This window comes from Parablautia sp. Marseille-Q6255, from assembly GCF_951230155.1.
In the GTDB taxonomy this organism is placed as follows: domain Bacteria; phylum Bacillota; class Clostridia; order Lachnospirales; family Lachnospiraceae; genus Choladousia.
Genome location: NZ_CATNVD010000006.1, coordinates 38,491 through 63,940 on the forward strand (window position 1 = coordinate 38,491; position 25,450 = coordinate 63,940).

Genomic DNA, 25,450 nt, shown 5'->3' on the forward strand with positions numbered 1-25,450 from the left:
GATTCATTAAACTTTTTTTCATAGTAATTAATAACATCACAGAAGAAATAAATGGAAAAATGTGGAAATTAAAGGAGAAGATTCCTTTAATAATAAAAAGAAGAGAGGTAGAAGGTATGAGTAAAAGAAGGTTAGCAACAGTATTGGCGGCGGCAACAGTGATTACTTCTGTTATGGCTCCGGTTGGTGTATCGGCTGACGAACCAGAGTTCAAGATTGGTATCGCTTTTGCAAATGAAAATGCACAAAGATGGCATTACGATGAGAAGTTCATGGTAGAGACCATTGAAGCGGCCGGCGGGGAGGCGCTTGTTCAGTGGGCAAACTATGATCAGACAAAACAGGAAAATCAGATTGATAATCTACTGACACAGGGAATAGACGCATTGATTTTTATTGCAGTCAGCTCCAATATGTCATCGACAGTCGAGAAGGTAAAAGCAGAAGGAATTCCAGTTGTATGTTACGACAATTTTGTGCAGGACGCACCACTTGATGTTTATCTGGACCGTGATAATAAAGAAGCAGGTAAGCTTCAGATGCAGTCTGCAATGGATGCGATTGGCGGAAAAGGAAAAATTGCCATTATCCATGGGGAGCCGACCTCCAGTGTGGTTCTTGGAATGAAGGAAGGCTATGATGAAGTGTTGAAAGAATATCCAGATGTGGAGGTTGTGCTGGAGCAGTACTGCGAAGCATACAGTGCGGAAAAAGCATTAAAATATGCAGAAAACGCACTTTCAGCAAATAATGATGATATTGATGCAATCGTATGTACGGCAGATGTACTCACGCTTGGTATTCTTCCCGCACTTGAATCAGCGGGCATTGCAGGCGATGTTTACCTGACAGGAATGGACTGTGAAGTAGCTGCAATGCAGGCAGTTAATCAGGGAAAGATCGGTATTGATATCTGGACTAAGATAGATGAGTGCGCAACGAGGGCTGCAGAGTGTGCAATCTCACTTGTAAAGGGGGAAGAGATTGAAGCAGACGAGATGGTAAAAAATGGAGAGTATGAGGTGCCAAAGATTTTTGTACCGATTGTAGGAGTCACAAAAGATAATCTGGAAGAATGGGCAACAGAAATTGCTCCTGAGGGCTGGATTACGATGGATCAGATTACGGCAGAGGAGTAATGAAAATCAGCCAGAGAAGGTAGAGGATATGTGGCGGGCTGTATATATGCGGCCCGTCATGAGAAAAGAGAGGTGGACAAGTTGGAAAAAAATAAAACAATTCTCGTCCTGAAAAATTTAACAAAAGAATTTCCAGGGGTTCGTGCTGTTTCAGACGCTTCTCTGGAAATAAAAACGGGGGAAGTACATTCTATCGTAGGTGGTAATGGGGCAGGAAAGTCGACACTAATGAAAATGCTGGCAGGAGTTTATGCGTATGATACTTTTGCGGGGACGATAGAATTAAATGGAGAGAAGTGTGAATTTAAAAATATTTTGGAAGCTCAGAAAAAAGGAATTGCTATGATTCCACAGGATCTGAATATGATGGAAGAGCTGTCTGTTGCAGAAAATCTGTTCCTTGATAAATATCCAGTCAAGCATGGTATGGTGGATTATCGTACAATGTACAGTGAAACGCAGAGGATTATTGATGAGTTCGGGCTGCATGTCAGCCCGCAGACAAAAGTAAAGGAAATAGGAATTGCACAAAAGCAGCTGATTGTTATCGCGAGAGCCATGTATAACGATGTTAAAGTATTGCTGCTAGATGAGCCGACTGCGACACTTTCTGACAAAGAATGTAAGATTTTGTTTCAGAAGGTAGATGAGATGAAGAAGAAAAATATCGCATGTATCTATATTTCACATCGACTGGAAGAGGTGAAAGAAATTTCAGATGTTATCACTGTTATGCGAGATGGAGAAATTGTAGGTACAGCACCGAATGTAGATATGGACGAAAAACGTATTGTTTCTCTAATGGTGGGGCGAGATGTGGATGAAGTATATCCCGAGCATGATCGTACACCCGAGGAAGTGATTCTTTCTATAAAAAATGTCACGATCAAAGATCCACGGACAGAAAATAAGCTAGTGGTTGATCATGTGTCCTTTGATGTCAGGAAGGGTGAAATCCTTTCACTTTACGGGCTTGTAGGAGCTGGACGCAGTGAGACAGCTCTTGCAATGCTCGGAGCATACAACGGAGCAGTGACATGTGAAATGGAATTGAAGGGAAAGCCGATACGGATATTGTCTCCCAGTGATGCTGTAAAATATAAGATTGGTTATCTTCCTGAGGATAGAAAGCGGCAGGGAGTTGTAGATATTGCAAGTGTAGGTCACAACATTACAATGTCAAGTTTGTCGGAACTTTCCAGATATTCGGTTTTGAACCATGAGAAAGAAAGAGAGATGATCCAGGATGTGATACAGCGCCTTGCGATTAAAACACCTACCCCGGAAACATTGGTACGTAATATGAGTGGTGGAAATGCCCAGAAATGTGTGCTCGGTCGGTGGATAGCAGCCAATTCAGAGATTTTGATTTTGGATGAAGCGACTCAGGGGATAGATGTGGAAGCAAAAACACAGATTTACCATATTATGGATGAGTTAGCTAAAAGTGGAAAAGCAATTATTTTTATATCCTCTGATCTATCAGAGGTAATGGGAATTTCAGATCGGATTCTGACTATGCGACATGGAAAAGTTGTAAATATAACAGATGGAAAGAGAGCCCAGAGAAATAAGATTTTATGGGAAGCTACTGTGGGAAATAAGGAGGAATAGGGATGGAAGCAAAAAATAAAGCGATTTTAAAAAAAGTGGGAATTATTGCCGCTTTGGGAATACTTGTGATTATTTTTAATCAGCTTACAGATAACGCTTTTGGTTCACAGAGAAACCTGATCATGCTGTTAAAGCAGGCTTCTGTTTTAATGATCCTCACTTCCAGCCTTATGATGCTGCTGATTGAGAAAAACTTTGATTTAAGCGGTGGTTCCGGTGTATATCTGGCAGGGACAATCTGTGCTTTGATGATTGTAAAAAGTGGGATCAGTATGTACATAGCCATTCCAGTTACGTTGGTGCTCGGTGTATTTATGGGAAGCATCAATGGATTTTTCATTGGTTATCTCGGCCTTCCGGCATTTATTGTTACGCTGGCAGCACAGCAGATTTTCCGGGGCATCGGTTATACGCTAACAGATTGTGCAACAGTAGGTCCTATGCCTTCGGAGTTTACAGCGATTTCTGAAACATTTATTTCCTCGTATGTATCAGTGGCAATTATACTTGTGATTCTAGCTGCTTTTATTGTGAGTCATCTGAAAAAGTATCGGGCAATGGGGGCATGGTATGGAGGAAGAACAAAACTGATTGAAAATATTGCTTTGGCATCAGCAGTAGCGGCAGTACTTAGCTGGATGTTTATGGGATACCGTGGCTGCCCGATGGCTGTTGTGATCGCAACAGTTGTAGCATTTGCGGCGCACTTAATCACAACGAAAACTGTATACGGTCGACATGTATATTTAATTGGTGGAAATGTTGAAGCAGCAAGACTAGCAGGGATTAATACATCAAAAAGAATTTTTCAGTCATACCTGTTTGAAGGGCTGATGTACGGTATTGGCGGTATCGTTCTGACGGCGCGCCTGGGAGGTGCAGCTTCTACTGGTGGTAATCTTCTGGAGCTAGATGCAGTGGCGGCAGCATGTATTGGTGGTGTCAGCATGAACGGAGGCGTAGGAACCGTTCTTGGTGCAGCTTGCGGTGTCATCATTCTGACAGCGATTGATAATGTAATGAGCCTGATGAATATATCTTCTTATTTACAGATGGTAATTAAAGGAATTATTTTACTGTTGGCAATCTGCATTGACCTGTATACAAATAAAGCAAAGTTTAGATTTAAATTAAATAAAAAAGAAAAATAAAAATTAAGAATATGAGGTGAAAAAGTATGAAAGTTGCATTAGGAATGTTTTATCATGAGGCAAATTCTTTCAATCCCAAGATGGTGGAAAAGGATGATTTTGTGTATGTGGAAGGGCAAGAGGTTATTGACCGTATGTTTGCAAGTGAGGTATTTCAGGACGCTAACGCAGAGCTTGTGCCGTTGATTTACTGTAATACACTTCCAAACGGTATTGTCAGACGGGAAGCGTATGATTTTTATTCCAACCGGATTTTGGAGATTCTGTCTGAGAATAAGGATGTGGATGGCGTGATGCTGCATTTGCATGGCAGCATGGAAGTCGAAGGTTTGGGTTCTGGTGAATATGATCTTCTGAAAAAAATCCGTCAGCTGTTAGGTCCTGACGTAATCATTGGGATCGCACTTGACGCACATGCGAATACTCATCCGGAATTCTGCAAACTGGTCAACGCAGTGAGAAATTACAGAACGATTCCCCATACCGATCAGAATGTGACAGAACAGACCGTAGCAAGGCATATGGTAAAATGTATACAGGAGGGAAGAAAGACCGTCCCTCAATTTGTCAGACTGCCTTATGCAATCCATGCGGAGAAAGCGACTATGGCAACCTGGCCGTTGAGTGAAATCTATGAAAAATTATGGAAACTGGAAGAAAGACAAGAGGTAGCAATCGCGACACTTGGGATCGGTATGATGTGGTGTGATTGTGAGACACTTGCAACGAATGTGGCAGTGACACCATCAAAAGAAGAATATACAGATTATTGTAAAGCTCTGGCAAAGGAACTGGCAGATTATGTGTATGGCTTACGGGACAGTTTTGATTTTGAACAGCTTCCGCTTTCGCCGCATGAAGCAGCCAGATATTCTGTTCGATTTGAAGGGACGCCAGTATATGTATCTGATTCTGGAGATAACACGACTGGAGGGGCAGTGGGAGACCATACAATCATGCTGCGTGAGTACTTAAATCTCAGAGAATACTACGGTAAAAAAATTTTGGTGACAACGATATGGGATGAAAATGCGCTGGCAGTTTGTATGGAGCATAAAGAAGGAGATGAGATAGAGATTTCAATTGGCCATGATTATGATGAAAACACAAAGGCTGTTCTTGTAAAAGGAAAGATTAAGAAAAAAGGAAAGCTGCGTGGTTATATGGGATGCGAAGATGATGAAGTAGGAGACGTGGTTACAATTGAGACAGAGCATGTAGATATTGTACTTTGCGGTCATGCGGGTTCATTTATTTCAGTAAGACATTTTACAGATGGTGCAGGATTGAATATGGATGACTATCAGGTAATAGTGGTAAAGCAGGGATATTTATTCGCTGAGTTGCGTAAACTTGCAAAACTTGCGATTCTGGCATTGACACCGGGAGGGACACATCAGTTAGTGGAAAACCTGGAATATCATAATATAAAGCCTCCTGTATATCCACTGCAGTATGTTCCAAAATAACTGAGCTCTGAAAGGTTATATACTTTATGCAAATAGCAGAATATGTGAAAAGAATTAAAAAATATACCAGAGAACAGGTAGCATACATGCTAGTCAGACCGCCACAGTATGCGGATATAAAACTTCCAGTTCCTATTACTGCAAAGACAGTGAAGGAGCGCAGGAAGAATGTCCTTGCCAGGATGCAAAAGTTTCATGTGGATGTATTGTTTATCTATGCGGATCGGGAGCATGGAGCAAATTTTTCATACCTCACTGGTTTTGAGCCGCGATTTGAAGAAGCTGTGCTTGTACTTCACATAGATGGAACAGCGTATCTGATGCTTGGAAATGAAATGCTTTCCATGGAACAATTTTGCAGGATTCCGGCAAGAGCAATTCATGTACCACATTTTTCACTTCCGAATCAGCCAATGCTACAGGAAAAGAAAATGGAGGAATATCTGGAGAAGGCAGGAATTAAAAAAGGTATGCAAGTAGGCGTTGTAGGTTGGAAATTGTTTACGTGTATATTTACAGAAAATGAGCAGATATATGATGTGCCTCATTTTTTAATCGATGCCTTAGAACGAAAGGTAACTTCACAGGGAAGCCTGAGGAACCTCACCAAGCTGTTTATTGATCCATGCAATGGAGTGCGTGTGACGGTAAATGCGAATGAACTGGCTTATTATGAATTTGGAGCAGCAGTAGCATCAGACTGTGTTATGACCTGTCTGGAGCAAATAGAAGTGGGAAAGACAGAACTTACACTGGCAGAACCGCTTGCAGCGTATGGGCAGCCAGTCAACGTGCAGACAATCTGTGCGACCGGAGAGCGTTTTACCGATGGAGTGATTGCGCCGAGAAATAAACCGACAGTAAGGGGAGACAGGTTTTCGGTTACCATGGGATTAAGAGGAGGTCTGACATCACGAGCCGCTTATGTGGCAAATGGTACGGATGACCTGCCAGTATCAGAACGTGGATATTTCGAGTATGGTGCTAAACCATACTTTGCAGCTCTTGCAACATGGTACGCAACAATCGGCTTAGATATTACTGCAGGAGAGTTGTATGATGCAATTGAATCAGTTTTGCCCAAAGAGCAGTATGGCTGGATGTTGAACCCTGGACATTTAACATCCAGCGAGGAATGGCTCTCCTCTCCGTTTTTCGCTGGTTCAGATATCAGATTAACAAGCGGCATGATGCTTCAGGCAGACATTATCCCACGAGCATCAGCATTTGGAAGGGCAGGTGCGGAGGATGGTATCGCATTGGCAGATAAAGAACTTAGAGATCAGCTGAAAGAGCAGTATCCGCAGGTATGGGATCGTATTTGCAGACGGAGGACCTATATGCAGGAGGTGCTTGGTATTTCTCTGAAGGAGGAAGTACTTCCGCTGTCTGATCTTGCAGGTTATTATCGTCCGTTTCTTTTGAATAAACAATTTGCTTTCAAAATGGAGGAAAAGGTATGAATATTATCGAGAAAAAAACAGAGCTGACACTTTGTGAGCAGCCAATCGGGTATGCCTATGAGGAAGTACCTGAACTTACAGCTTGGGATTATAGGCAACGAATACAAAAACTTTGGAATATGGAACAGACAAAGGCATATGATTTTATTATTATTTATGGAGACAGAGAGCATTTTTCCAATATTTATTATTTCACAGGTTATGATCCGCGGTGGGAAGAATCCCTGCTTATTCTGAAAAGAGGAGCGAGACCAATACTTTTGGTAGGAAATGAAGGCATGGGATATGTCAGTCAGCTTCAGGCAGATGTAACAGTAACTATGTATCAGACACTGAGTCTGATGGGACAGCCGAATGATGCGCGGAGTAAGAAGTTGACTGATATTTTCTGTGAGGCGGGAGTTGATGTGAAATCTCACATTGGTCTGATCGGATGGAAAACGTACCAGAAAGAGTTGTTCGATCTGCCAGAACTGGTTACGGATGTACCATATTATATAGTAGAAACTCTTGCAAAGATTGTTGGGCTTGAAAAGATTGAAAATGCAACAGATGTACTGACTGATTGTGAGTATGGATTGAAACATCAGGTAAGTGCGAAGGAAATTGTCCAGTTTGATGTAATTGGGACAAAAGTTTCAAGAGGGATTTATGATTGTGTGAAAAATCTCAGACCGGGCATGAGGGAAATAGAAGCTGCGGAAAAAATCAGATTTAATGGAGAACCGCTGAATATGCATCCAAATATTAATTTTGGAAAGAACCATGTGGCGGCGGGGCTTAATAGTCCAAAGTATGATGTAAAGCTGCAGTATGGTATGCCAATGGGAGCAGGGTATGGAATGAGAGGGAGTCTTGTTCATAAATGTGGTATGTACATAAGAGATGAGTCAGATCTTCCTGAAGAGCAAAAGGATTATGTTAAGAATTTTTTGAAACCGTATTTTGCATGTGTGATCAAATGGTATGAAATGATGAAAATAGGAACATCCTGCGGTGATATCTATCAGATGGTAGAAGACATGTTAGGATTTGAGAAATTTGGAATAGGACTGAATCCGGGGCATTTGACGCATACAGATGAGTGGACCAATTCGCCGTTCCAGAAAAACAGTAAAGTAAAAATTCAATCAGGTATGGCATTTCAGTGTGATTTTACGGTTACATCACAGAAACCATTTATGAGTGCTCATGTAGAAGATGGTCTGGTAATTGCGGATAAAGCGCTCAGAGAGGAAGTAAAACGAATTGCTCCAACATGCTATCAGCGTATTGAAGCAAGAAAGCAGTTTATTTGTGATGTCCTTAACATTAATTTGCCAGAAGAAGTGTTGCCGCTTTCTGACCTGAGTTGTGTATGCTTCCCCTATATGGCGGATATTTCTGTGGTATTGGCGAAAGAGTGAGAGGGGGCTGGATTTTTTATAAAAAGTTAAGCATTTCCGGGCTTTGCACCTATTGAAAAACTGTGCCGAGTATAGTATAGTAGTCCTACTGTTTATATTTACAATATAAACAAAATTTGCAAAGAGTCAGAAAATTATAGCAGGCGATGGCTCTGCAGAAGGAGGACGATTTGGAGAAAAAGTTTGACAAAGGAAAAGCGCTGGCCCGGGCGAAATATGTGGCAATCGGTATCGGGATACTGATCGTGATAGCGATCCTGGGGACAGGTATGTGGTATCAGATCGAAGAGCAGGAAGAGGCTGTGGTTGTGACTCTGGGAGAGGCGAAAGCCGTTTCTGAGAAGGGACTGCATTTTAAGCTGCCTCTGATCCAGCAGGTACATAAGGTAAATACCACGATCCAGGGCTTCCCGATCGGCTATGATACGGCGACCAATGAGACAGTGGATGATGAGGCAGTCATGATCACCTCGGATTACAACTTTATCAATGCTGACTTTTTCGTAGAGTATCGCATTTCAGATCCGGTGAAGTATCTGTATGCGTCAGATTCACCGGAGGATATCCTGAAAAATATCGCGCAGAGCTGCATCCGTACGGTGATCGCAAGCTATGATGTGGACAGCGTACTGACAACAGGAAAGTCAGAGATCCAGGCAGCGATCAAGGAGATGATCCTCGACAAGCTGGAGACACAGGATATTGGTCTGGATCTGGTAAATATCACGATCCAGGATTCTGAGCCGCCGACACAGGAGATCATGCAGGCGTTTAAGGCGGTAGAGACAGCAAAGCAGGGCAAGGATACGGCACTGAATAATGCGAACAAATACCGCAATGAGAAGCTTCCGGCTGCAAAGGCACAGGCGGACGAGATCGTGCAGGATGCAGAGGCGAAGAAGCAGACGCGTATCAATGAAGCAGAAGCTCAGGTGGCTCGTTTTAATGCCATGTATGAGGAATATGAGAAGAACCCGACTGTCACAAAGCAGCGTATGTTCTTTGAAGCAATGGAAGATGTACTTCCGGATCTGAAAGTGATCATAGATGAGGGGAATGGCGTGCAGAAGGTACTTCCACTGGAGCCATTTGCCGAGATGACACAGCCGCAGCAGGATGAGGCTGCCGGTGAGACACAGCAGACCGGTGATACCGCGGCACAGACCGGAAGCGGTACACAAAGATAAGGAGGAGTACAGATGAAAAAGAAAATAATCGCGGCAGTTGGCGGAGTTCTTCTTCTCATTCTTCTTGCATCTTCCGTTGTGGTGACGGCGGAGAATGAGTACAGTATCGTGCGGCAGTTTGGACGGATCAGCCGTGTTATTGAAAAGCCGGGTCTGTCCATGAAGGTTCCGTTTATCCAGACAGCAGACAGTTTCCCGAAGCAGACGCTTCTTTATGATCTGGTTCCGTCAGAGGTCATTACGCGTGACAAAAAGACCATGATCACAGACAGCTATGTACTGTGGCGGATTTCAGATCCGACGAAGTTTGCACAGACGCTCAACGGTTCACTGATGAATGCGGAGAGCCGTATCAATACCGCTGTGTATAATGCGCTGAAAAATGCGATCAGCAGCATGACACAGGATGAGGTCATCACGAGCCGTGACGGTGAGCTTTCTGCACTTGTGATGGACAGGATCGACGAGGGTATGGATCAGTACGGGATTGAGCTTATGATGTTTGAGACAAAGCAGCTCGATCTGCCGGAGGACAATAAGGCAGCTGTTTATGAGCGTATGATCTCCGAGCGCGATAATATTGCCGCAACGTATACGGCGGAGGGTGACTCTGAGGCACAGGTGATCCGCAATACGACGGATAAAGAGGTAGCGATCAGCATTTCGGAAGCGAAGAAGCAGGCAGAGATCCTCGAGGCAGAAGGAGAGGCAGAGTATATGCGCATCCTTTCAGAGGCTTATAATACAGAAGAAAAGACAGAGTTTTACTCTTTTGTAAGAAGCCTTGACGCACTGAAAACCTCTATGACAGGAGAGGACAAGACGGTAGTCCTGTCAGCGGATTCTCCGATCGCACAGATTTTTAACGGCTATGCGCTTGAGTAAACGGCAGGATGGCAGATAAGATCGGGCTAAAAGGGACTATGTAAAGAGTGTCTGTGTTTTGTAAAACGGGCGCAGAGTGAAAGAAACAGGCTGCGGATGCGCGCAGAATACGGACAAAATACAAAAGACAGTCAGAAAAAGACGGAGCGAATGGCTTTACATTCGCTCCGTTTTTATTACGGACAATTTACGCAGGATTTACTTTTCTCATGTTTTATATTTTACATATCACCTGTAGAATGCTTTTTGTAATCGCGGCAGGGCGGAAATGGTCAGAGAAAAAAGAATGACAAACACATAGCGCACCGAAATCCGCTGTTACAGGAAATCGCGCAGGAGAATATCCAAGTGGCAGGAGAGCAAGTGCCACATAATAAAAAAAGAAGTGTGCGCGTAGAAAGTAAACAGAAGCAGAGGAAAAGGAGAACAAAAACATGAAAAAAGCAGTAGCAATGGCAATGGCGGCAATGATGACAGCAGCACTTGGTGTGACAGCAATGGCAGCAGAAGGAGATATCACGATCTGTTCCAGAGAGGACGGTTCCGGTACAAGAGGAGCATTTATCGAACTGTTTGGCGTACAGGAAGAAGTTGATGGAGAAAAGGTAGACAATACAACAGAGGCAGCAAAGATCACAAACAGCACATCAGTAATGATGAGCACAGTTGAGCAGGATCCGAACGCGATCGGTTATATTTCTCTTGGTTCTCTTGGAGATACCGTAAAGGCAGTAAAGATCGACGGAGCTGAGGCAACAGCAGAGAATATCGTATCAGGTGATTACAAGGTGGTACGTCCGTTCAATATCGCAACGACTGCAGAGGTAAGCGACGCAGCAGCAGATTTTATCGCTTATATCATGAGTACAGAAGGACAGGAAGTTGTTTCTGAAGCAGGATACATTGCAGTAGATGAGACAGAAGCGTTCGCAGGCGGTGATGTAGAAGGAAAGGTTGTTGTTTCCGGTTCTTCTTCTGTTACACCGGTTATGGAAAAGCTGGCTGAAGCTTACAATACTGTAAATGATAAAGTGGAGATCGAGGTACAGCAGAGCGATTCTACAACAGGTATGACAAATGCAATCGACGGTCTTTGCGACATCGGTATGGCTTCCCGTGAACTCAAGGACAGCGAGCTTGAGGCAGGTCTTACACCGACTGTAATTGCACAGGATGGTATTGCAGTGATCGTAAACAAAGATAATGAGCTTTCTGATCTGACAACAGAGCAGGTAAAGGGCATCTACACAGGCGAGATCACAACATGGGAGGAGCTGCAGTAAGACGCAGCGTCTCAGAAAAAGAGCTGCGGCCGTCTGTACAGGTAAAACTGTCAAATACAGGGCGGCTGCAGATGGTTTAAACTCGTCAGGAGGATGACAATGACTCATAAATTTTCAGAGCGCGTGATGAAGGCTGTGTTTTTCGTTGCAGCCTGCGCATCAGTGCTTGCGGTGGCGCTGATCTGTATCTTCCTCTTTACGAACGGGATTCCGGCAATGACAGAGATTGGTGTGTCGGATTTTCTGTTTGGTCAGAAGTGGAAGCCTTCCAATAAAATTTTTGGTATTTTACCGTTTATCCTCGGCAGCATCTACGTGACTGCGGGATCTGTCGTGATCGGAGTGCCGACCGCGCTTTTGACAGCAATCTTTCTGGCGTTTTATTGCCCGAAAAGGCTGTATCCGATTTTGAAAGCAATGGTAAATCTGATGGCTGGTATCCCGTCAGTTGTATATGGATTTTTCGGTCTGGTATGGATCGTTCCGATGATGCGCGATCTGACCGGAAAAGACGGAAGTACGATGCTGACGGCGTCCATTCTTCTTGGTATCATGATATTGCCGACCGTTACGGGAGTCGTAGAGCCTGCGCTTCGCAGTGTACCGACAAGCTATTACGAGGGAGCGCTCGCACTTGGCGCGACACACGAACGCAGCGTATTCAGAACTGTGATCCCGGCTGCAAAGTCAGGTGTGGCGGCAGGAATCGTACTGGGGATCGGAAGATCGATCGGTGAGACGATGGCGGTGATCATGGTAGCAGGAAACCAGACCTGGATGCCGCAGGGACTCTTAAAGGGCATCAGAACACTTACGGCAAATATTGTTATGGAGATGGGATATGCGACAGACCTTCACAGGAGCGCACTGATCGCAACGGGAGTTGTCCTGTTCGTATTTATCCTCCTGATCAATCTTTGCGTATCGGCATTGAAACGGAGATCAGCTTATGAGTAGGGAAAAAGTAATAAAAACTACAGGCGGGAAGAAAAATCCCGGCAGGATCGAAGCTTATCTCAATCTCTGGAAACGGCACCCCGGCTCGGCGTTTGTCGCAAGCCTTGTATGGCTTGCAGCGCTTCTTACAATGGGAGTACTGATCTTTCTTGTCAGCTTTATTGTGATCAAGGGAGTCCGTCATCTGACGCCGGATCTGTTCGCGCTTTCGTATAATACAGACAATGTGTCGCTGCTTCCGGCGCTTATCAATACACTGATCATCACGGCATTTTCGCTTCTGGTTGCAGTACCGCTCGGCATTTTTGCGGCGATATTCCTTGTGGAATATGCGAATAAAGGAAGCAAAATGGTGAATCTGATCCGTATTACGGCAGAAACGCTTCAGGGAATTCCTTCTATTATATATGGATTATTCGGACTGCTGTTTTTCTGTACAACAATCCACTGGGGACTGTCTTTGCTGTCCGGTTCTATGACGCTCGTGATCATGATTCTGCCGCTTATCATCCGCACGACGGAAGAAGCGCTGCTTGGCGTACCGGATACGTACAGAGAGGCTTCTTTTGGATTGGGGGCAGGCAAGCTGCGTACGATCTTTCGGGTAGTTTTGCCGAGTGCGATCCCGGGTATTCTCTCAGGAGTCGTGCTTGCGACAGGAAGGATTGTCGGAGAGACGGCGGCGCTTCTGTACACGGCAGGTTCTGTGGCAAAGGTACCGGACAGTCTGATGGGTTCCGGACGGTCGCTCGCTGTACATATGTATGTACTTTCTACAGAGGGACTGTATATGGATCAGGCCTATGCGACAGCAGTCGTGCTGCTAGTATTCGTACTGGTGCTCAATGGAGTATCTGCGCTGATCGCGCGGCGTATATCGAAGGCTTCAACGGGAAATTAAAGAGATTGAGGATAAAAGATGGGAAAAATAGATATTAGAAACACAGATTTGTATTATGGTGATTTTCATGCGCTGAAGGACATTAATCTGGAAATCCCGGCGAATAAGATCACTGCTTTTATCGGACCGAGCGGATGCGGAAAATCAACGCTGCTCAAATCCTTAAACAGAATGAACGATCTCGTAGAAGGGTGTAAGATCACGGGGGAACTGCTTCTGGATGGGGAGGACATCTATGGAAATATGGACGTCAATCTTTTGAGAAAGCGTGTAGGTATGGTATTCCAGAAACCGAATCCGTTCCCGATGAGCATTTATGACAATATTGCATACGGACCGAGGACACATGGTATCCGTTCAAAAGCAAAGCTCGATGCGATTGTGGAGAAAGCGCTTCGCGATGCGGCGATCTGGGATGAGGTAAAGGATCGTCTGAAAAAGAGCGCGCTTGGCATGTCGGGCGGGCAGCAGCAGAGGCTTTGTATCGCCCGCGCTCTGGCAGTAGAACCGGAGGTGCTTTTGATGGATGAACCGACCTCTGCGCTTGATCCGATTTCTACATCGAGGATTGAAGACCTCGCGCTGGAACTCAAAGAAAAATATACGATCGTCATGGTCACGCATAATATGCAGCAGGCTGCGCGTATCTCAGATAAGACAGCATTTTTCCTTCTTGGAGAGGTCGTGGAGTATGATGATACGATGACTCTGTTTTCTATGCCTAAGAACAAGAAGACAGAGGAGTATATTACAGGGAGGTTCGGGTGATATGAGAGAACGGTATATCGAGCAGCTGGAGCAGCTTCAGAGAGAAGTGCTGGAGCTCGGAATGCTCTGCGAGAAGGCGATCATGAAAACCTGCTGTCTGCTGAAGTCCAGTGAGAACCGCAGTCAGCAGGTGAAGGAGATCAGCGCTCTGGAAAAAGATATTGATACGAAGGAACATGCGGTAGAGGCGATCTGCATTCAGCTTTTGCTGCGCCAGCAGCCGATCGCATCGGATCTGCGCAGGATATCGGCAGCGCTTAAACTGGTGACGGATATGGAGCGGATCGGAGATCAGGCAACGGACATTGCGGAGATCCTTCAGACGGGAAGTGTGGATGTCCCGGTCCAGGGAGTAAGGATTGCGCAGATGGCAGAATTTACGATGCAGATGGTCAATAAAAGTGTGGAATCCTATGTAAACCGTGATCTTGTGCTGGCGCAGGAGGTAATCGAAAGCGATGATACGCTTGATCAGATGTTTCTTGAAGTGCGCAGGACATTAAATGAGAATATTCCGCAGTTTACGGCAGACCAGATACTTGACCTGCTGATGATAGCAAAATATTATGAGCGGATCGGGGACCACGCAACGAATATCGCAGAGTGGGTAGAATTTTCTCTGACCGGACGGCACAGAGACGGAGAGGAAGTCTATGATGTCTTCGGACTGGACTGAGTGTCTGAACAGACAGGAGAAAAATGACAGTAAACAGTTTGACAGGATAGGAGAGCGATTATGAAAAAACATACAATGAAAAAAGCAGCAGCAGGATTTCTTACCGCAGCAGTGACACTTACCGCAGCAGCTCCGGCACTTTTGGCGTCTGCTTCAGAGGCAGCTCCTGCAGTGCCGAAATACGTCTTTTTGTTTATCGGAGACGGTATGAGCTATCCGCAGATTCAGGCAACGGCAGATTACCTTGGCGCTGTGGAGCAGGGAGGAGAGGGAGATATCCTGCAGGGCCCAAAGAAGCTTGCCATGATGGAATTTCCGGTAGCAGGCTCTGCCACGACATTTGATTCTACTTCTTTTTGCCCGGATTCTGCTTCTACAGCAACGTCTATTTCTACAGGCTATAAGACATACAGCGGTTCAATCAATGTAGACGAGACTGGCACAGTGGAGTATGAGACGATCGCAGAGAAGGTAAAGGAGCAGCTTGGCTATAAGGTCGGTGTGGTTTCCTCTGTAAACTTAAATCACGCGACTCCGGCGGCGTTCTATGCGCATCAGGTGAGCAGGAACAGCTATTACGATATTTCTATGGAAATGATCGAGAGCGGGTTTGATTACTTTGCAGGCGGCGCGCTGCTTCAGCCGACAGGCAAGGAAGAGGATCAGCCGGACAGCTATACGCTTGCACAAGAGGCTGGCTATAAGGTGATCAGAACACAGGCAGAGGCAGAGGCTCTTACGGCAGAAGACGGTAAGGCAATCGTGATCTCTGAGACGCTGGCAGACGGAGATTCCATGTCGTATGAAAATGACCGTGCAGAGGAAGAATGGGCACTGGCAGACTACGTAGAAAAAGGAATCGAGGTTCTTGATAATGAAACTGGATTTTTCATGATGGTAGAAGGCGGCAAGATTGACTGGGCATGTCATGCAAACGATGCGGGCTCTACAGTGAATGATACGATCGCTCTTGATAATGCGGTAGCTCAGGCAGTTGAGTTTTACAACGAGCATCCGGACGAGACGCTGATCCTCGTAACGGGCGATCACGAGACAGGAGGTCTGACGATCGGCTTTGCAGGCACAGATTACGATACCTTCCTTACGAATCTGAGCAACCAGAAAATTTCCTATGCAAAGTTTGATGAGGAATACGTTGCAAAGTACAAAGAGGAAGGAACGGATTTCGATACGGTCATGGCTGATATCACGGAGCTTTTCGGTCTTGTTCCGCCAACAGAAGGGCAGGAGGAGACAGAGGCGACAATGGATAGCAAGGATATGCATCCGGAATCTGATGATACAGGAAGCCTTGTCATGACACAGTATGAATACGACAAGCTGAAGGCTGCGTATGAGACAACGATGTCAAGAACCGGCGAGGAGGAGATCGGTCAGGAAGAGTACCTTCTGTACGGCAGCTATGAGCCGCTCTCTGTCACAGTGACCCATATCCTCAATAACAAGAGCGGTATCAATTTTGCATCCTATGCACATACAGGACTTCCGGTAGCTGTATTTGCGCAGGGGAACGGTCAGGAGCAGTTTGCCGGCTACTATGACAATACAGATATTTACGACAAAATGGCAGGTCTGCTTGGCGTTCAGTAAAGCAGCAGACACATAAGAGGATCACAGGCTGATCCGGATACAGGCAATGGGGCGGACACCGGACGAAGGGAGCTGGTGTCCGCCTCCTGCGTCTGTACAGGGGATCTGTGTACAGAACCGAAAAAATATCAGAAAAGCAGAGAAGAGAATATGGCGAAAAAAATCAGAAAAAAATTATGCTCCAGACAGCTTGCGGCAGTATACGTTTCTATCGTTTTGCTGATCGTTCTTTTGATCATCCCGACAGGATATGAAGATGCGCAGATCTATCAGGATATGGATAAATGCGCTGCCGAGGTACTGAAAACAGACGAGTCGCGGATCATTGATACCGGTCTTGTGCGAAGCGGGGAACAGAGCTGCCGCGTACGGCTTTTGGGCGGCAGGTTTAAGGGACAGGAGGCAGATGCCTTCAATATGTTAAATGGCTCTCTGGAAAACGATAAGCTGTTTGCCGTCGGGGATAAAGCGCAGGTAGTAGTCAGCTATGACGGTGATGAAATTCTGTCCGTCAATATGATCGACCACTACCGGATTCCATGGGAGATCGCTCTGGCAGCGCTGTCCATTCTGGTGCTGGTAGCGATCGCCGGCAGACAGGGGATCCGGGCGATCCTTTCTTTTGTGATCACTGTGCTGATGATCTGGAAAGTGCTTGTCCCCACTTATTTAAATGGATATAATCCGATCATTACGGGCATGCTGATCACAGGGATACTGACTGTGGTGATCATTTCCCTCGTATATGGATTTGAGAGAAGGACGGCTGCCGCTGTGAGCGGTGCGATGGCAGGCCTCATCGTGACGGCAGTGCTTGGCGTGATCTTTACGGACGTATTAAAGATCCACGGCGCGATCATGCCATACTCCGAGAGTCTTTTGTACAGCGGTTTTGCAGATCTGAATCTGACAAAGATCTTTATGGCAAGTATCTTTATCGGAGCATCGGGAGCGGTCATGGATCTCGCAGTTGATATTACGTCCGCGGTCTGGGAGGTAGTCTGCAAGAAGCCGGAGATCGGCTGGAAGGAGGCTGCGCGTTCCGGCATGAATGTCGGCAGAGCAGCCATGGGCACCATGACAACGACGCTGCTGCTGGCATATTCTGGCGGCTATGTGACGCTGATGATGGTATTTATGGCGCAGGGAACCCCGCTGTACAATATTTTTAATTATAAGTATGTAGCCTCGGAGATCCTCGATACGATCGTCGGCAGCATGGGGCTTGTGAGCGTAGCTCCGCTGACAGCGCTGTGCTCTGGCTGGCTTCTGACACACAAAAGCAGAAAATTGTGTACAGAAAATGGGGCGCAGGTTTCGACAAATACTGAGCAAACTGACGAAATATAAGGAGCACACGGTATTTTACTTAGATTTTACATAAAACGTCTTTGGATTTTACGTTGTTCCTTTATAATTCCTCCTGTATTTTACAATATTTTTACATAGGCAGATAAAGCCATGGAGGAAAGAAAATGGACATTTTTGGTGTATTGACGATGGTGGGAGGCCTGGCGCTGTTCCTGTTCGGAATGCATGTGATGGGTGAAGGACTTTCAAAGGCATCAGGCGGAAGGCTTGAGAAGATTCTTGAGAAGCTGACTTCCAGCACACTCAAGGGCGTACTGCTTGGAGCGGGCGTGACGGCTGTGATCCAGTCATCTTCTGCGACAACAGTAATGGTAGTAGGTTTTGTAAACTCGGGTATCATGACGCTGGAGCGCGCAGTCGGCATTATCATGGGCGCGAATATCGGTACAACGATCACGTCCTGGATCCTGAGTCTTTCAGGAATCCAGGGAGACAATTTCTTTATTCAGATGCTCAAGCCGTCTTCGTTTTCACCGATCCTTGCGATCATCGGTGTGGCGATGCTTCTGTTTTCAAAGAAGGATAAGAAAAAAGACGCCGGTACGATCATGATCGGTTTTGCCGTGCTGATGACAGGAATGGACGCGATGAGCGCTGCAGTAAAACCGCTTGCAGATGTGCCGGAATTTACGAATCTCTTCCTGATGTTTGAAAATCCGGTATTGGGTCTGATCGCCGGCGCTGTGCTGACAGCAGTGATCCAGAGTTCTTCTGCATCTGTCGGTATTTTACAGGCGCTTTGTGTGACCGGGGCAGTGTCCTATGGATCCGCGATCCCGATTATCATGGGTCAGAACATCGGTACCTGTGTGACCGCGCTGATCTCTGCGATCGGAGCGAAGAAGAATGCAAAGCGTACGGCGTTTGTACACCTGTATTTTAACCTGATCGGTACAGTGATCTTTATGATCCTGTTTTATGCAGCCAATGCGTTTGTACACTTTGGTTTCCTGGGCGATGCAGCGAACGCGGCAGGCATTGCGGTCGTGCATACGACATTTAACGTGCTGGCGACGCTTCTGTGGCTTCCATTCAATAAGGTGCTGGTCAAGCTGGCAAAGCTTACTGTGCGCGATACAAAGGACGAGGAAAGCCATACCGAGAAATCTCTTGCAGAGCTTGGCGCACTGGATAACCGCTTCCTGGATAATCCGGCTCTGGCAATGGCACAGTGCCGCGACGTATGTGCAAGCATGGCAAATGTGACTGTAGAAGCGCTGGATACAGCGATCAATCAGCTTCACGCATACTCGGAAGAAAAGCTTGCGCTTGTGGTAGAAGATGAGGATATCGTAGATAAATACGAGGACCGTCTCGGAACCTATCTGGTGCAGGTAGCGAAGAATGAAATGCAGACGAAGGACAGTCATACTCTGTCTGTTCTGCTGCACAGCATTGGTGATGTGGAGCGTATTTCCGACCATGCAGTAAATATCGTAAATGCGGCAAAGGAGATCTACGATAAAAATCTGGCGTTCTCCGAGGCGGCAGTGGAGGAGCTTGAGGTATTCTCTTCAGCCGTAAAAGAGGTGGTAAGTCTTGCCATGGAGGCAATGAAGACAGAAAACTATGAGCTTGCCAAAAAGGTCGAGCCGCTGGAAGAGGTCATTGATGATATCGGCGATGAAGTAAAGCAGCGTCATATTGACCGTTTAAGAGAGGGACGCTGTACGATCGAGCTTGGCTTCGTCCTGTCCGATCTGACGACAAGCTATAAACGTATTGCGGACCACTGCTCCAACATTGCAGTCTGTCTGATCCAGGCAGAGAATAATGAATTTGGCAGACATGAATATCTGAATTCTCTGAAGGAAGAGGACAATAAGTACTTCAAAGAGCAGTTCCGTGAGTACCGGCGCAAATATTCTCTGCCAGAGCGCGTAAAAGGGACGCCGAAGGTGGATATGCGCGCGAGAATGCAGCAGGCGCATTAAGAGGCAGGCTGCACATGGAAAGGATTCTGCAAAAGCAGTTGATTGCGAGGGTTGGCAGGCGTATCTGACGCTTGCCAACGCTTTATTTTTAGAATACACTTGAAGCAAGAAAGCGGGGGATGGTTCATGGCATTGATTTATATTGTGGAAGATGATGAGAATATCCGGGAGATCGAGATGTTTGCTCTGAAAAACGCAGGATATGAGGTGCAGGGGTTTGACTGTGCATCTGCCTTTTATGCTCGCCTGAAAGAAAAGGTTCCGGCGCTTGTGCTGCTTGACATCATGCTTCCGGATGAGGATGGTCTTACGATCGTAAAGAAGCTCCGTTTTGCAGCGGAGACGCGCAAGCTTCCGATCATCATGGCAACAGCCAAGACAACAGAGCTTGACAAGGTAAAGGGGCTGGATATAGGAGCGGATGATTACATAACAAAGCCGTTCGGCGTGATGGAGCTGATCTCACGGGTAAAGGCGCTGATGCGCAGAAGCCGGGGGATGGAGGAGGAACGGATGATCCGTCTGGGGCCGATCTTTATGGATGATGAGAAGCGCGCCGTATTTGTGGATGATCAGCAGTGCGAGCTGACCTACAAGGAATATGAGCTGTTAAAGCTTCTGCTTTTAAATGCAGGGATTGTGGCTGCGCGCGATATGATCCTGGACCGCGTATGGGGGACGGATTTTGAGGGAGAATCGCGGACGCTCGATATGCATATTAAGACGCTGCGGCAGAAGCTTGGAAATGCCGGAAGTATGATAAAGACAGTACGTAATGTCGGCTATATGCTGACCGGAGAAAATTAATATATGAAGAAAAAGATTAATCGATACCTGATACTGACGGTCTTTCTGACATTGGTGGCAACTCTGATCATGGCGGTTGCCATCTTTCATCATATGTACCGGGAACAGATCGTCGAAGATATGAAGACGTATGCACAGCTGATCAGCGGCATGGTGACTTCAGGAGAAGAGCTGGAAAGGCAGTATACAGATCCGCAGCCTGATCTGCGCGTGACAGTCATTTCCACAGACGGGACCGTTACGTATGACAGCAAAGCGGGGAGCGATCAGATGAGCAATCATTCCGACCGTCCGGAGATCAAAAAAGCCGAAAAGAGCGGAGAGGGGTACGCGGTCCGTCATTCCGATACGCTGCACCGGGATATGTACTATTATGCCGTTCAGCTTGAAAATGGCGACATTCTGCGCATCAGCAAGGAGGAGGACAGTATCTGGAGCGTATTTCGCAATACCATGTACGGGATCGCGGGAGTGGCGCTTTTGATGCTTTTGATCTGTCTGCTCTTTTCCAGATATATCACGACCAGTCTGGTACGGCCGATCGAGAAGCTGGCGCAGGATATTGACAGCATTGACGGGCTTGAGACGTACGAGGAGCTCGTCCCGTTTATTACAACGATACAGAAGCAGCACGAGGATATTATCAAGGGCGCGAAGATGCGGCAGGAGTTTACCGCGAATGTTTCTCATGAGTTAAAGACTCCGCTCACCTCTATATCGGGCTATGCAGAGCTGATCGAGACCGGAATCGCCGGTGAAAATGAGGTGCAGCGCTTTGCGCGCGAGATCCACAGAAATGCCAAGCGTCTGCTGACTCTGATCAATGATATTATCCGTCTGTCAGAACTGGATGGAGGACATACAGAGACTCCTTACACAGATGTGGATCTGTATGACCTTGCGCAGACCTGCGTGGAAATGCTGCAGCTCAATGCGGAAAATCACGGGATCCATATCGCCTGCCACGGCGTACGCAGCATCGTACACGGCAATAAAGACATGATAGAGGAGCTCGTATTTAACCTCTGCGATAATGCGATCCGCTACAACCGGGTCGGGGGACGCGTGGATGTGACGGTAGGAATGCGGGGAGATCAGGTCATGCTCTCTGTAAAGGATACCGGGATCGGGATCCCGCCGGACAGTCAGGAGCGTATCTTTGAGCGCTTTTACCGTGTGGACAAGAGCCGTTCCAAGCTGACCGGAGGAACGGGGCTCGGACTTGCTATTGTAAAGCATATTGTGGCACAGCATGATGCCCGGATCGAGCTGCACAGTGAAGTGGGGAAGGGCACAGAGATGGTTGTGTGGTTTCCGGTGTAGCAGCTTTTTTAGATGAAAATTAAGATTCCCCCGCTTGACTATTTTTTTAGAATGGTGCAATATTATTAAAGAGTATTTTATTAAAATAGCATCAGAATATTGGCATCAGATCAGGAAGAGCAGCTTCCTGATCGGGATTCCTCTGTGAGATGCTGGTAGAAGGGCAAGGGACGGAAATTGAAGAAAAAGAAAAAAGGGGTTAAGATAGCCCTTATTGTTATGCTCTGTCTGATCGGTATCGGCCTCGGAGTGCTGGGATATTATCTGTATGAGCAGGCAAACAGCGGTCTGTTTTTTGAAAACACAAAGATCAATGGCTACGACGTGACAGGAAAGACGGCAAAGGAGGTCATGCTGATCCTGGAACGCGATTACAGTGCGCCGGAGCTTACGATAAATGAAGGCGGTCAGGAAGCGCTGACACTGACGCTGGAGGATATGGGATATACCGTTGATGAGATGAAGCTTTTATCAGAGCTGAAATCCTGCATGCGCGAGCAGAATGTGCGCCTGCTGTTCAGCCTGATGGGTGGAAATGAGTTCGAGGTGGAGATCCCGTTTGAATTTGACGAGGACACGTTTAACGAAGCAGTCTCGGCTTCCCGCTTTTTAACTCCGCGAAAGGCAAGCGTGGATGCATCTCTTGAGTATAATGGCACAGAGTATTATATTGAGCCGGAAGTATACGGAAATGAAATGGATGATGCGGATCTGCGCGTGATGGTAAAGGATTACGCAGACAAGGTCGTAGCAGCGGACAGACCGCAGAAGAACGGGACGCTCGAGGTGCCGGAATCGTTTTATTTCCTGCCGGCAGTCACACAGGATGACGGCGAGATGAATACTATGATGGGAATCTATAACTCCTACTGTAAGGCAAAGATTTCCCTGACCTTCGGTGAGAAAAAAGAGGTGGTGGACTGGTCTGTGGTGCAGAACTGGCTCAACATCGAAGGCGGGGAGGCAACGCTGAATGAAGAGGCAGTTTACGATTACGTCTACGAGCTGGCAGCCCGCTATGATACGCTTTATCATGCGCGCGATTTTACAACGCATGACGGCAGGACAATCCACTATGAGTCGAGTGATTACGGGTATCAGATCGACTGCGATGCGGAGGCGCAGCAGCTGATCCAGGATATCTACGCAAATACGGCGGTAGAGCGTGAACCGGTCTATGCCGTCAAGGGGTATAAGCGAAACGGGCAGGATGATGTAGTCGGCACGTATGTAGAAGCGGATCTGACAAAGCAGCATCTCTGGTTCTATATTGACGGAAAGGTTGTTGTAGAGAGCGATTTCGTATCAGGGCTTCCAAAGGATGGACGCGAAACGGCAACAGGGGTGTTTATGATCCCTTACAAGACGAGTCCGGAGGTACTGGAGGGAGATACCTGGAGAGAAGAGGTAACATACTGGATGCCGTTCCATGACGGGCAGGGGCTGCATGATGCGCCGTGGAGAAATGAATTTGGAGGGAACATCTATCAGACAGGCGGCTCCCATGGCTGTATCAATCTGCCGCCGCAGGCAGCAGCCACGATTTATGAAAACATGCAGGAGCGGATGCCGATCTTTCTGTATAAATGATCATAACGCACAAAGCCACAGCTACAGAGCAGGTAGAAAAACAGGCGGCTGGAGTCTCCGGATGAGGGGTCACAGCCGCCTAATGTGTGAAAAGTCAAAAAAAATAAAAAAATTTCATTTTAGTGGTTGACAAACAGAAAACCCTGATATATAATCAAACATGCTTAAAGGACATGTGCGTTTAGCTCAGCTGGATAGAGCGTTTGGCTACGGACCAAAAGGTCGGGAGTTCGAATCTTCTAACGCACGCTTGAAGCACCGCAGATGCGGGAAAAGGCACTCTGAGTATTCAGAGTGCCTTTTCGTTTGTGGTAAATGTGTTTTTTGAACCGCGGAAGCTTTGCCTGTTGTACCGCAAAAAAATCTTTACCTCGTTCGCGGTTCATGATAAAGTAGTAATGAATTCATAAGACATAACAGATGAGGGCGGCAGGCGCAAAAGCGCTGTGCAGCACACAGATCATGCAAAGGAGATTGGATTATGGGCGGATTCTTCGGAGTTGCTTCTAAGAGTGACTGTACACTGGAATTATTTTACGGAGTTGATTATCATTCACATCTCGGAACCAGACGCGGCGGTATGGCTGTCTGTGGAGAACAGGGATTTCAAAGAGCGATCCACAACATCGAAAATTCTCCGTTTCGTACGAAGTTTGACCGGGACGTGGCAGAAATGGAAGGAAATATTGGAATCGGATGTATTTCTGACTATGAGCCGCAGCCTCTGCTGATTCAGTCGCATTTGGGCAGCTTTGCGATCACGACAGTCGGAAAGATCAACAATATGGATCAGCTGCTGGAGTATGTTTATGAGAATGGAAATGCACACTTTCAGGAAATGAGCGGCGGTCAGGTCAATGCAACGGAGCTGGTTGCTTCCCTGATCTGCAAAAAGGACAGTATCGTGGAGGGGATCCGTTTTGTGCAGGAGATTATAGACGGTTCCATGACGCTGCTGATCATGACAAAGGACGGCCTGTATGCGGCGCGCGACCGTTACGGCAGGACGCCTCTGGTAGTCGGGAAGAAGGAGGACGCGTACTGCGTATCCTTTGAGAGCTTTGCCTATATCAATCTTGGATATACCGACTATAAGGAGCTGGGACCATCAGAGATTGTGTTTATTACGCCGGATGAGGTAAAAACGGTTTCTGAAGCGAGAGAGGAGATGCGCATCTGCTCCTTCCTCTGGGTATATTACGGATATCCGACCTCTTCCTATGAAGGTGTAAATGTAGAGGAAATGCGTTACAAATGCGGAAGCATGCTTGCAAAACGCGATAAGGGGAATATTTCACCGGATGTGGTAGCAGGTGTGCCGGATTCCGGTATCGCTCACGCGATCGGGTATGCAAATGAATCCGGCATTCCGTATGCCAGACCGTTTATCAAATATACGCCGACCTGGCCGCGTTCCTTTATGCCGACGCAGCAAAGCCAGAGAAATCTGATCGCGAAGATGAAACTGATCCCGGTCAAGGCTCTGATCCAGAACAAAAAGCTTTTGCTGATTGATGACTCGATCGTGCGGGGGACTCAGCTCAGAGAGACCACCGAGTTCCTGTATGCGAGCGGCGCCAAGGAAGTACATGTGCGCCCGGCGTGTCCGCCTCTTCTGTATGGCTGCAAATATCTGAATTTTTCACGGTCAAAATCAGAGATGGATCTGATCACAAGACGCGTGATCCGGGAACGCGAAGGAGAGGTATCCCAGGAAGTGCTTGCAGATTATGCAGATCCGTGCAGCAAGCGATATGAAGCGATGCTCGAAGCGATCCGAAAGGAGCAGAACTTCACGACGCTGCGCTATCACAGACTGGATGATCTGAAAGCATCCATCGGCATTTCGCCGTGTAAGCTGTGTACCTACTGCTTTAACGGAGAAGGCTGATCCCCTGTAAAAGGGCGGCGGGGA

The 25,450-nt window shown here is 46.7% G+C and carries 20 protein-coding genes and 1 tRNA gene; all 21 read left to right on the top strand.

From position 1 onward, the window contains the following. The first annotated feature begins 116 nt into the window (after positions 1-116). Entirely contained in the window at positions 117-1,139 is a 1,023-nt protein-coding gene (locus QOX44_RS05735) for a substrate-binding domain-containing protein (protein ID WP_283682007.1), read from the top strand. 81 nt (positions 1,140-1,220) lie between these two features. Continuing rightward, the gene (locus QOX44_RS05740; RefSeq protein WP_283682009.1) at positions 1,221-2,753 is read left to right on the top strand and encodes a sugar ABC transporter ATP-binding protein; all 1,533 of its coding nucleotides are present in this window, start codon (positions 1,221-1,223) and stop codon (positions 2,751-2,753) included. 2 nt (positions 2,754-2,755) lie between these two features. Further along, positions 2,756-3,904: a sugar ABC transporter permease gene (locus QOX44_RS05745; protein ID WP_283682011.1), complete on the top strand. Its 1,149-nt coding sequence runs from the start codon at positions 2,756-2,758 to the stop codon at positions 3,902-3,904. 26 nt (positions 3,905-3,930) lie between these two features. Continuing rightward, a complete protein-coding gene (locus QOX44_RS05750) occupies positions 3,931-5,373 on the top strand; it encodes a M81 family metallopeptidase (protein WP_283682013.1) in 1,443 nt (480 codons plus the stop codon). A gap of 44 nt (positions 5,374-5,417) precedes the next feature. Next, entirely contained in the window at positions 5,418-6,836 is a 1,419-nt protein-coding gene (locus tag QOX44_RS05755; RefSeq protein ID WP_283682015.1) for a Xaa-Pro aminopeptidase, read from the top strand. Continuing rightward, positions 6,833-8,242, top strand: coding sequence for a M24 family metallopeptidase (locus QOX44_RS05760; RefSeq protein ID WP_283682017.1), 1,410 nt, complete (start codon positions 6,833-6,835; stop codon positions 8,240-8,242). Before QOX44_RS05755 ends, QOX44_RS05760 begins: the two co-directional genes overlap by 4 nt. Before the next feature lie 170 nt (positions 8,243-8,412). Beyond that, positions 8,413-9,429, top strand: coding sequence for an FtsH protease activity modulator HflK (gene hflK, locus QOX44_RS05765; RefSeq protein WP_283682018.1), 1,017 nt, complete (start codon positions 8,413-8,415; stop codon positions 9,427-9,429). Positions 9,430-9,441: 12 nt separating this feature from the next. Then, positions 9,442-10,314 carry a protease modulator HflC gene (hflC, locus tag QOX44_RS05770; RefSeq protein ID WP_283682020.1) on the top strand — a complete coding sequence of 291 codons (873 nt, stop codon included), beginning with the start codon at positions 9,442-9,444 and terminating at the stop codon, positions 10,312-10,314. A 434-nt stretch (positions 10,315-10,748) separates the two neighbouring features. Continuing rightward, a complete protein-coding gene (locus tag QOX44_RS05775; RefSeq protein WP_283682021.1) occupies positions 10,749-11,597 on the top strand; it encodes a substrate-binding domain-containing protein in 849 nt (282 codons plus the stop codon). Between the two features lie 99 nt (positions 11,598-11,696). Beyond that, positions 11,697-12,554: a phosphate ABC transporter permease subunit PstC gene (gene pstC / locus QOX44_RS05780; RefSeq protein WP_283682022.1), complete on the top strand. Its 858-nt coding sequence runs from the start codon at positions 11,697-11,699 to the stop codon at positions 12,552-12,554. Next, positions 12,547-13,455 carry a phosphate ABC transporter permease PstA gene (gene pstA / locus QOX44_RS05785; protein ID WP_283682023.1) on the top strand — a complete coding sequence of 303 codons (909 nt, stop codon included), beginning with the start codon at positions 12,547-12,549 and terminating at the stop codon, positions 13,453-13,455. Before pstC ends, pstA begins: the two co-directional genes overlap by 8 nt. Before the next feature lie 18 nt (positions 13,456-13,473). Then, the gene (pstB, locus tag QOX44_RS05790) at positions 13,474-14,223 is read left to right on the top strand and encodes a phosphate ABC transporter ATP-binding protein PstB (RefSeq protein WP_283682025.1); all 750 of its coding nucleotides are present in this window, start codon (positions 13,474-13,476) and stop codon (positions 14,221-14,223) included. 1 nt (position 14,224) lies between these two features. Then, the gene (gene phoU / locus QOX44_RS05795; protein WP_283682026.1) at positions 14,225-14,899 is read left to right on the top strand and encodes a phosphate signaling complex protein PhoU; all 675 of its coding nucleotides are present in this window, start codon (positions 14,225-14,227) and stop codon (positions 14,897-14,899) included. Positions 14,900-14,959: 60 nt separating this feature from the next. After that, entirely contained in the window at positions 14,960-16,510 is a 1,551-nt protein-coding gene (locus QOX44_RS05800) for an alkaline phosphatase (RefSeq protein WP_283682027.1), read from the top strand. Positions 16,511-16,660: 150 nt separating this feature from the next. After that, the gene (locus QOX44_RS05805; protein ID WP_283682029.1) at positions 16,661-17,860 is read left to right on the top strand and encodes a YibE/F family protein; all 1,200 of its coding nucleotides are present in this window, start codon (positions 16,661-16,663) and stop codon (positions 17,858-17,860) included. Positions 17,861-17,985: 125 nt separating this feature from the next. Beyond that, entirely contained in the window at positions 17,986-19,815 is a 1,830-nt protein-coding gene (locus tag QOX44_RS05810) for a Na/Pi cotransporter family protein (protein ID WP_283682031.1), read from the top strand. 126 nt (positions 19,816-19,941) lie between these two features. Continuing rightward, entirely contained in the window at positions 19,942-20,622 is a 681-nt protein-coding gene (locus QOX44_RS05815) for a response regulator transcription factor (RefSeq protein WP_283682033.1), read from the top strand. A gap of 3 nt (positions 20,623-20,625) precedes the next feature. Further along, complete coding sequence (locus QOX44_RS05820) at positions 20,626-21,945, top strand: sensor histidine kinase (protein WP_283682035.1); 1,320 nt, start codon at positions 20,626-20,628, stop codon at positions 21,943-21,945. Between the two features lie 177 nt (positions 21,946-22,122). Beyond that, the gene (locus tag QOX44_RS05825; RefSeq protein WP_283682036.1) at positions 22,123-23,535 is read left to right on the top strand and encodes a L,D-transpeptidase family protein; all 1,413 of its coding nucleotides are present in this window, start codon (positions 22,123-22,125) and stop codon (positions 23,533-23,535) included. Between the two features lie 175 nt (positions 23,536-23,710). Continuing rightward, positions 23,711-23,784 (top strand) — tRNA-Arg (locus QOX44_RS05830). A 232-nt stretch (positions 23,785-24,016) separates the two neighbouring features. Further along, a complete protein-coding gene (locus tag QOX44_RS05835) occupies positions 24,017-25,426 on the top strand; it encodes an amidophosphoribosyltransferase (RefSeq protein WP_283682037.1) in 1,410 nt (469 codons plus the stop codon). The last annotated feature ends 24 nt before the right edge of the window (positions 25,427-25,450 follow it).

What these genes read in the sequence shown, in the direction of transcription:
- QOX44_RS05735 (WP_283682007.1), top strand. Translation starts at nt 117, where the DNA reads ATGAGTAAAAGAAGGTTAGCAACAGTATTGGCGGCGGCAACAGTGATT.
- QOX44_RS05745 (WP_283682011.1), top strand. Translation starts at nt 2,756, where the DNA reads ATGGAAGCAAAAAATAAAGCGATTTTAAAAAAAGTGGGAATTATTGCC.
- QOX44_RS05750 (WP_283682013.1), top strand. Translation starts at nt 3,931, where the DNA reads ATGAAAGTTGCATTAGGAATGTTTTATCATGAGGCAAATTCTTTCAAT.
- QOX44_RS05760 (WP_283682017.1), top strand. Translation starts at nt 6,833, where the DNA reads ATGAATATTATCGAGAAAAAAACAGAGCTGACACTTTGTGAGCAGCCA.
- hflC (WP_283682020.1), top strand. Translation starts at nt 9,442, where the DNA reads ATGAAAAAGAAAATAATCGCGGCAGTTGGCGGAGTTCTTCTTCTCATT.
- QOX44_RS05775 (WP_283682021.1), top strand. Translation starts at nt 10,749, where the DNA reads ATGAAAAAAGCAGTAGCAATGGCAATGGCGGCAATGATGACAGCAGCA.
- pstC (WP_283682022.1), top strand. Translation starts at nt 11,697, where the DNA reads ATGACTCATAAATTTTCAGAGCGCGTGATGAAGGCTGTGTTTTTCGTT.
- pstA (WP_283682023.1), top strand. Translation starts at nt 12,547, where the DNA reads ATGAGTAGGGAAAAAGTAATAAAAACTACAGGCGGGAAGAAAAATCCC.
- pstB (WP_283682025.1), top strand. Translation starts at nt 13,474, where the DNA reads ATGGGAAAAATAGATATTAGAAACACAGATTTGTATTATGGTGATTTT.
- phoU (WP_283682026.1), top strand. Translation starts at nt 14,225, where the DNA reads ATGAGAGAACGGTATATCGAGCAGCTGGAGCAGCTTCAGAGAGAAGTG.
- QOX44_RS05800 (WP_283682027.1), top strand. Translation starts at nt 14,960, where the DNA reads ATGAAAAAACATACAATGAAAAAAGCAGCAGCAGGATTTCTTACCGCA.
- QOX44_RS05805 (WP_283682029.1), top strand. Translation starts at nt 16,661, where the DNA reads ATGGCGAAAAAAATCAGAAAAAAATTATGCTCCAGACAGCTTGCGGCA.
- QOX44_RS05810 (WP_283682031.1), top strand. Translation starts at nt 17,986, where the DNA reads ATGGACATTTTTGGTGTATTGACGATGGTGGGAGGCCTGGCGCTGTTC.
- QOX44_RS05815 (WP_283682033.1), top strand. Translation starts at nt 19,942, where the DNA reads ATGGCATTGATTTATATTGTGGAAGATGATGAGAATATCCGGGAGATC.
- QOX44_RS05820 (WP_283682035.1), top strand. Translation starts at nt 20,626, where the DNA reads ATGAAGAAAAAGATTAATCGATACCTGATACTGACGGTCTTTCTGACA.
- QOX44_RS05835 (WP_283682037.1), top strand. Translation starts at nt 24,017, where the DNA reads ATGGGCGGATTCTTCGGAGTTGCTTCTAAGAGTGACTGTACACTGGAA.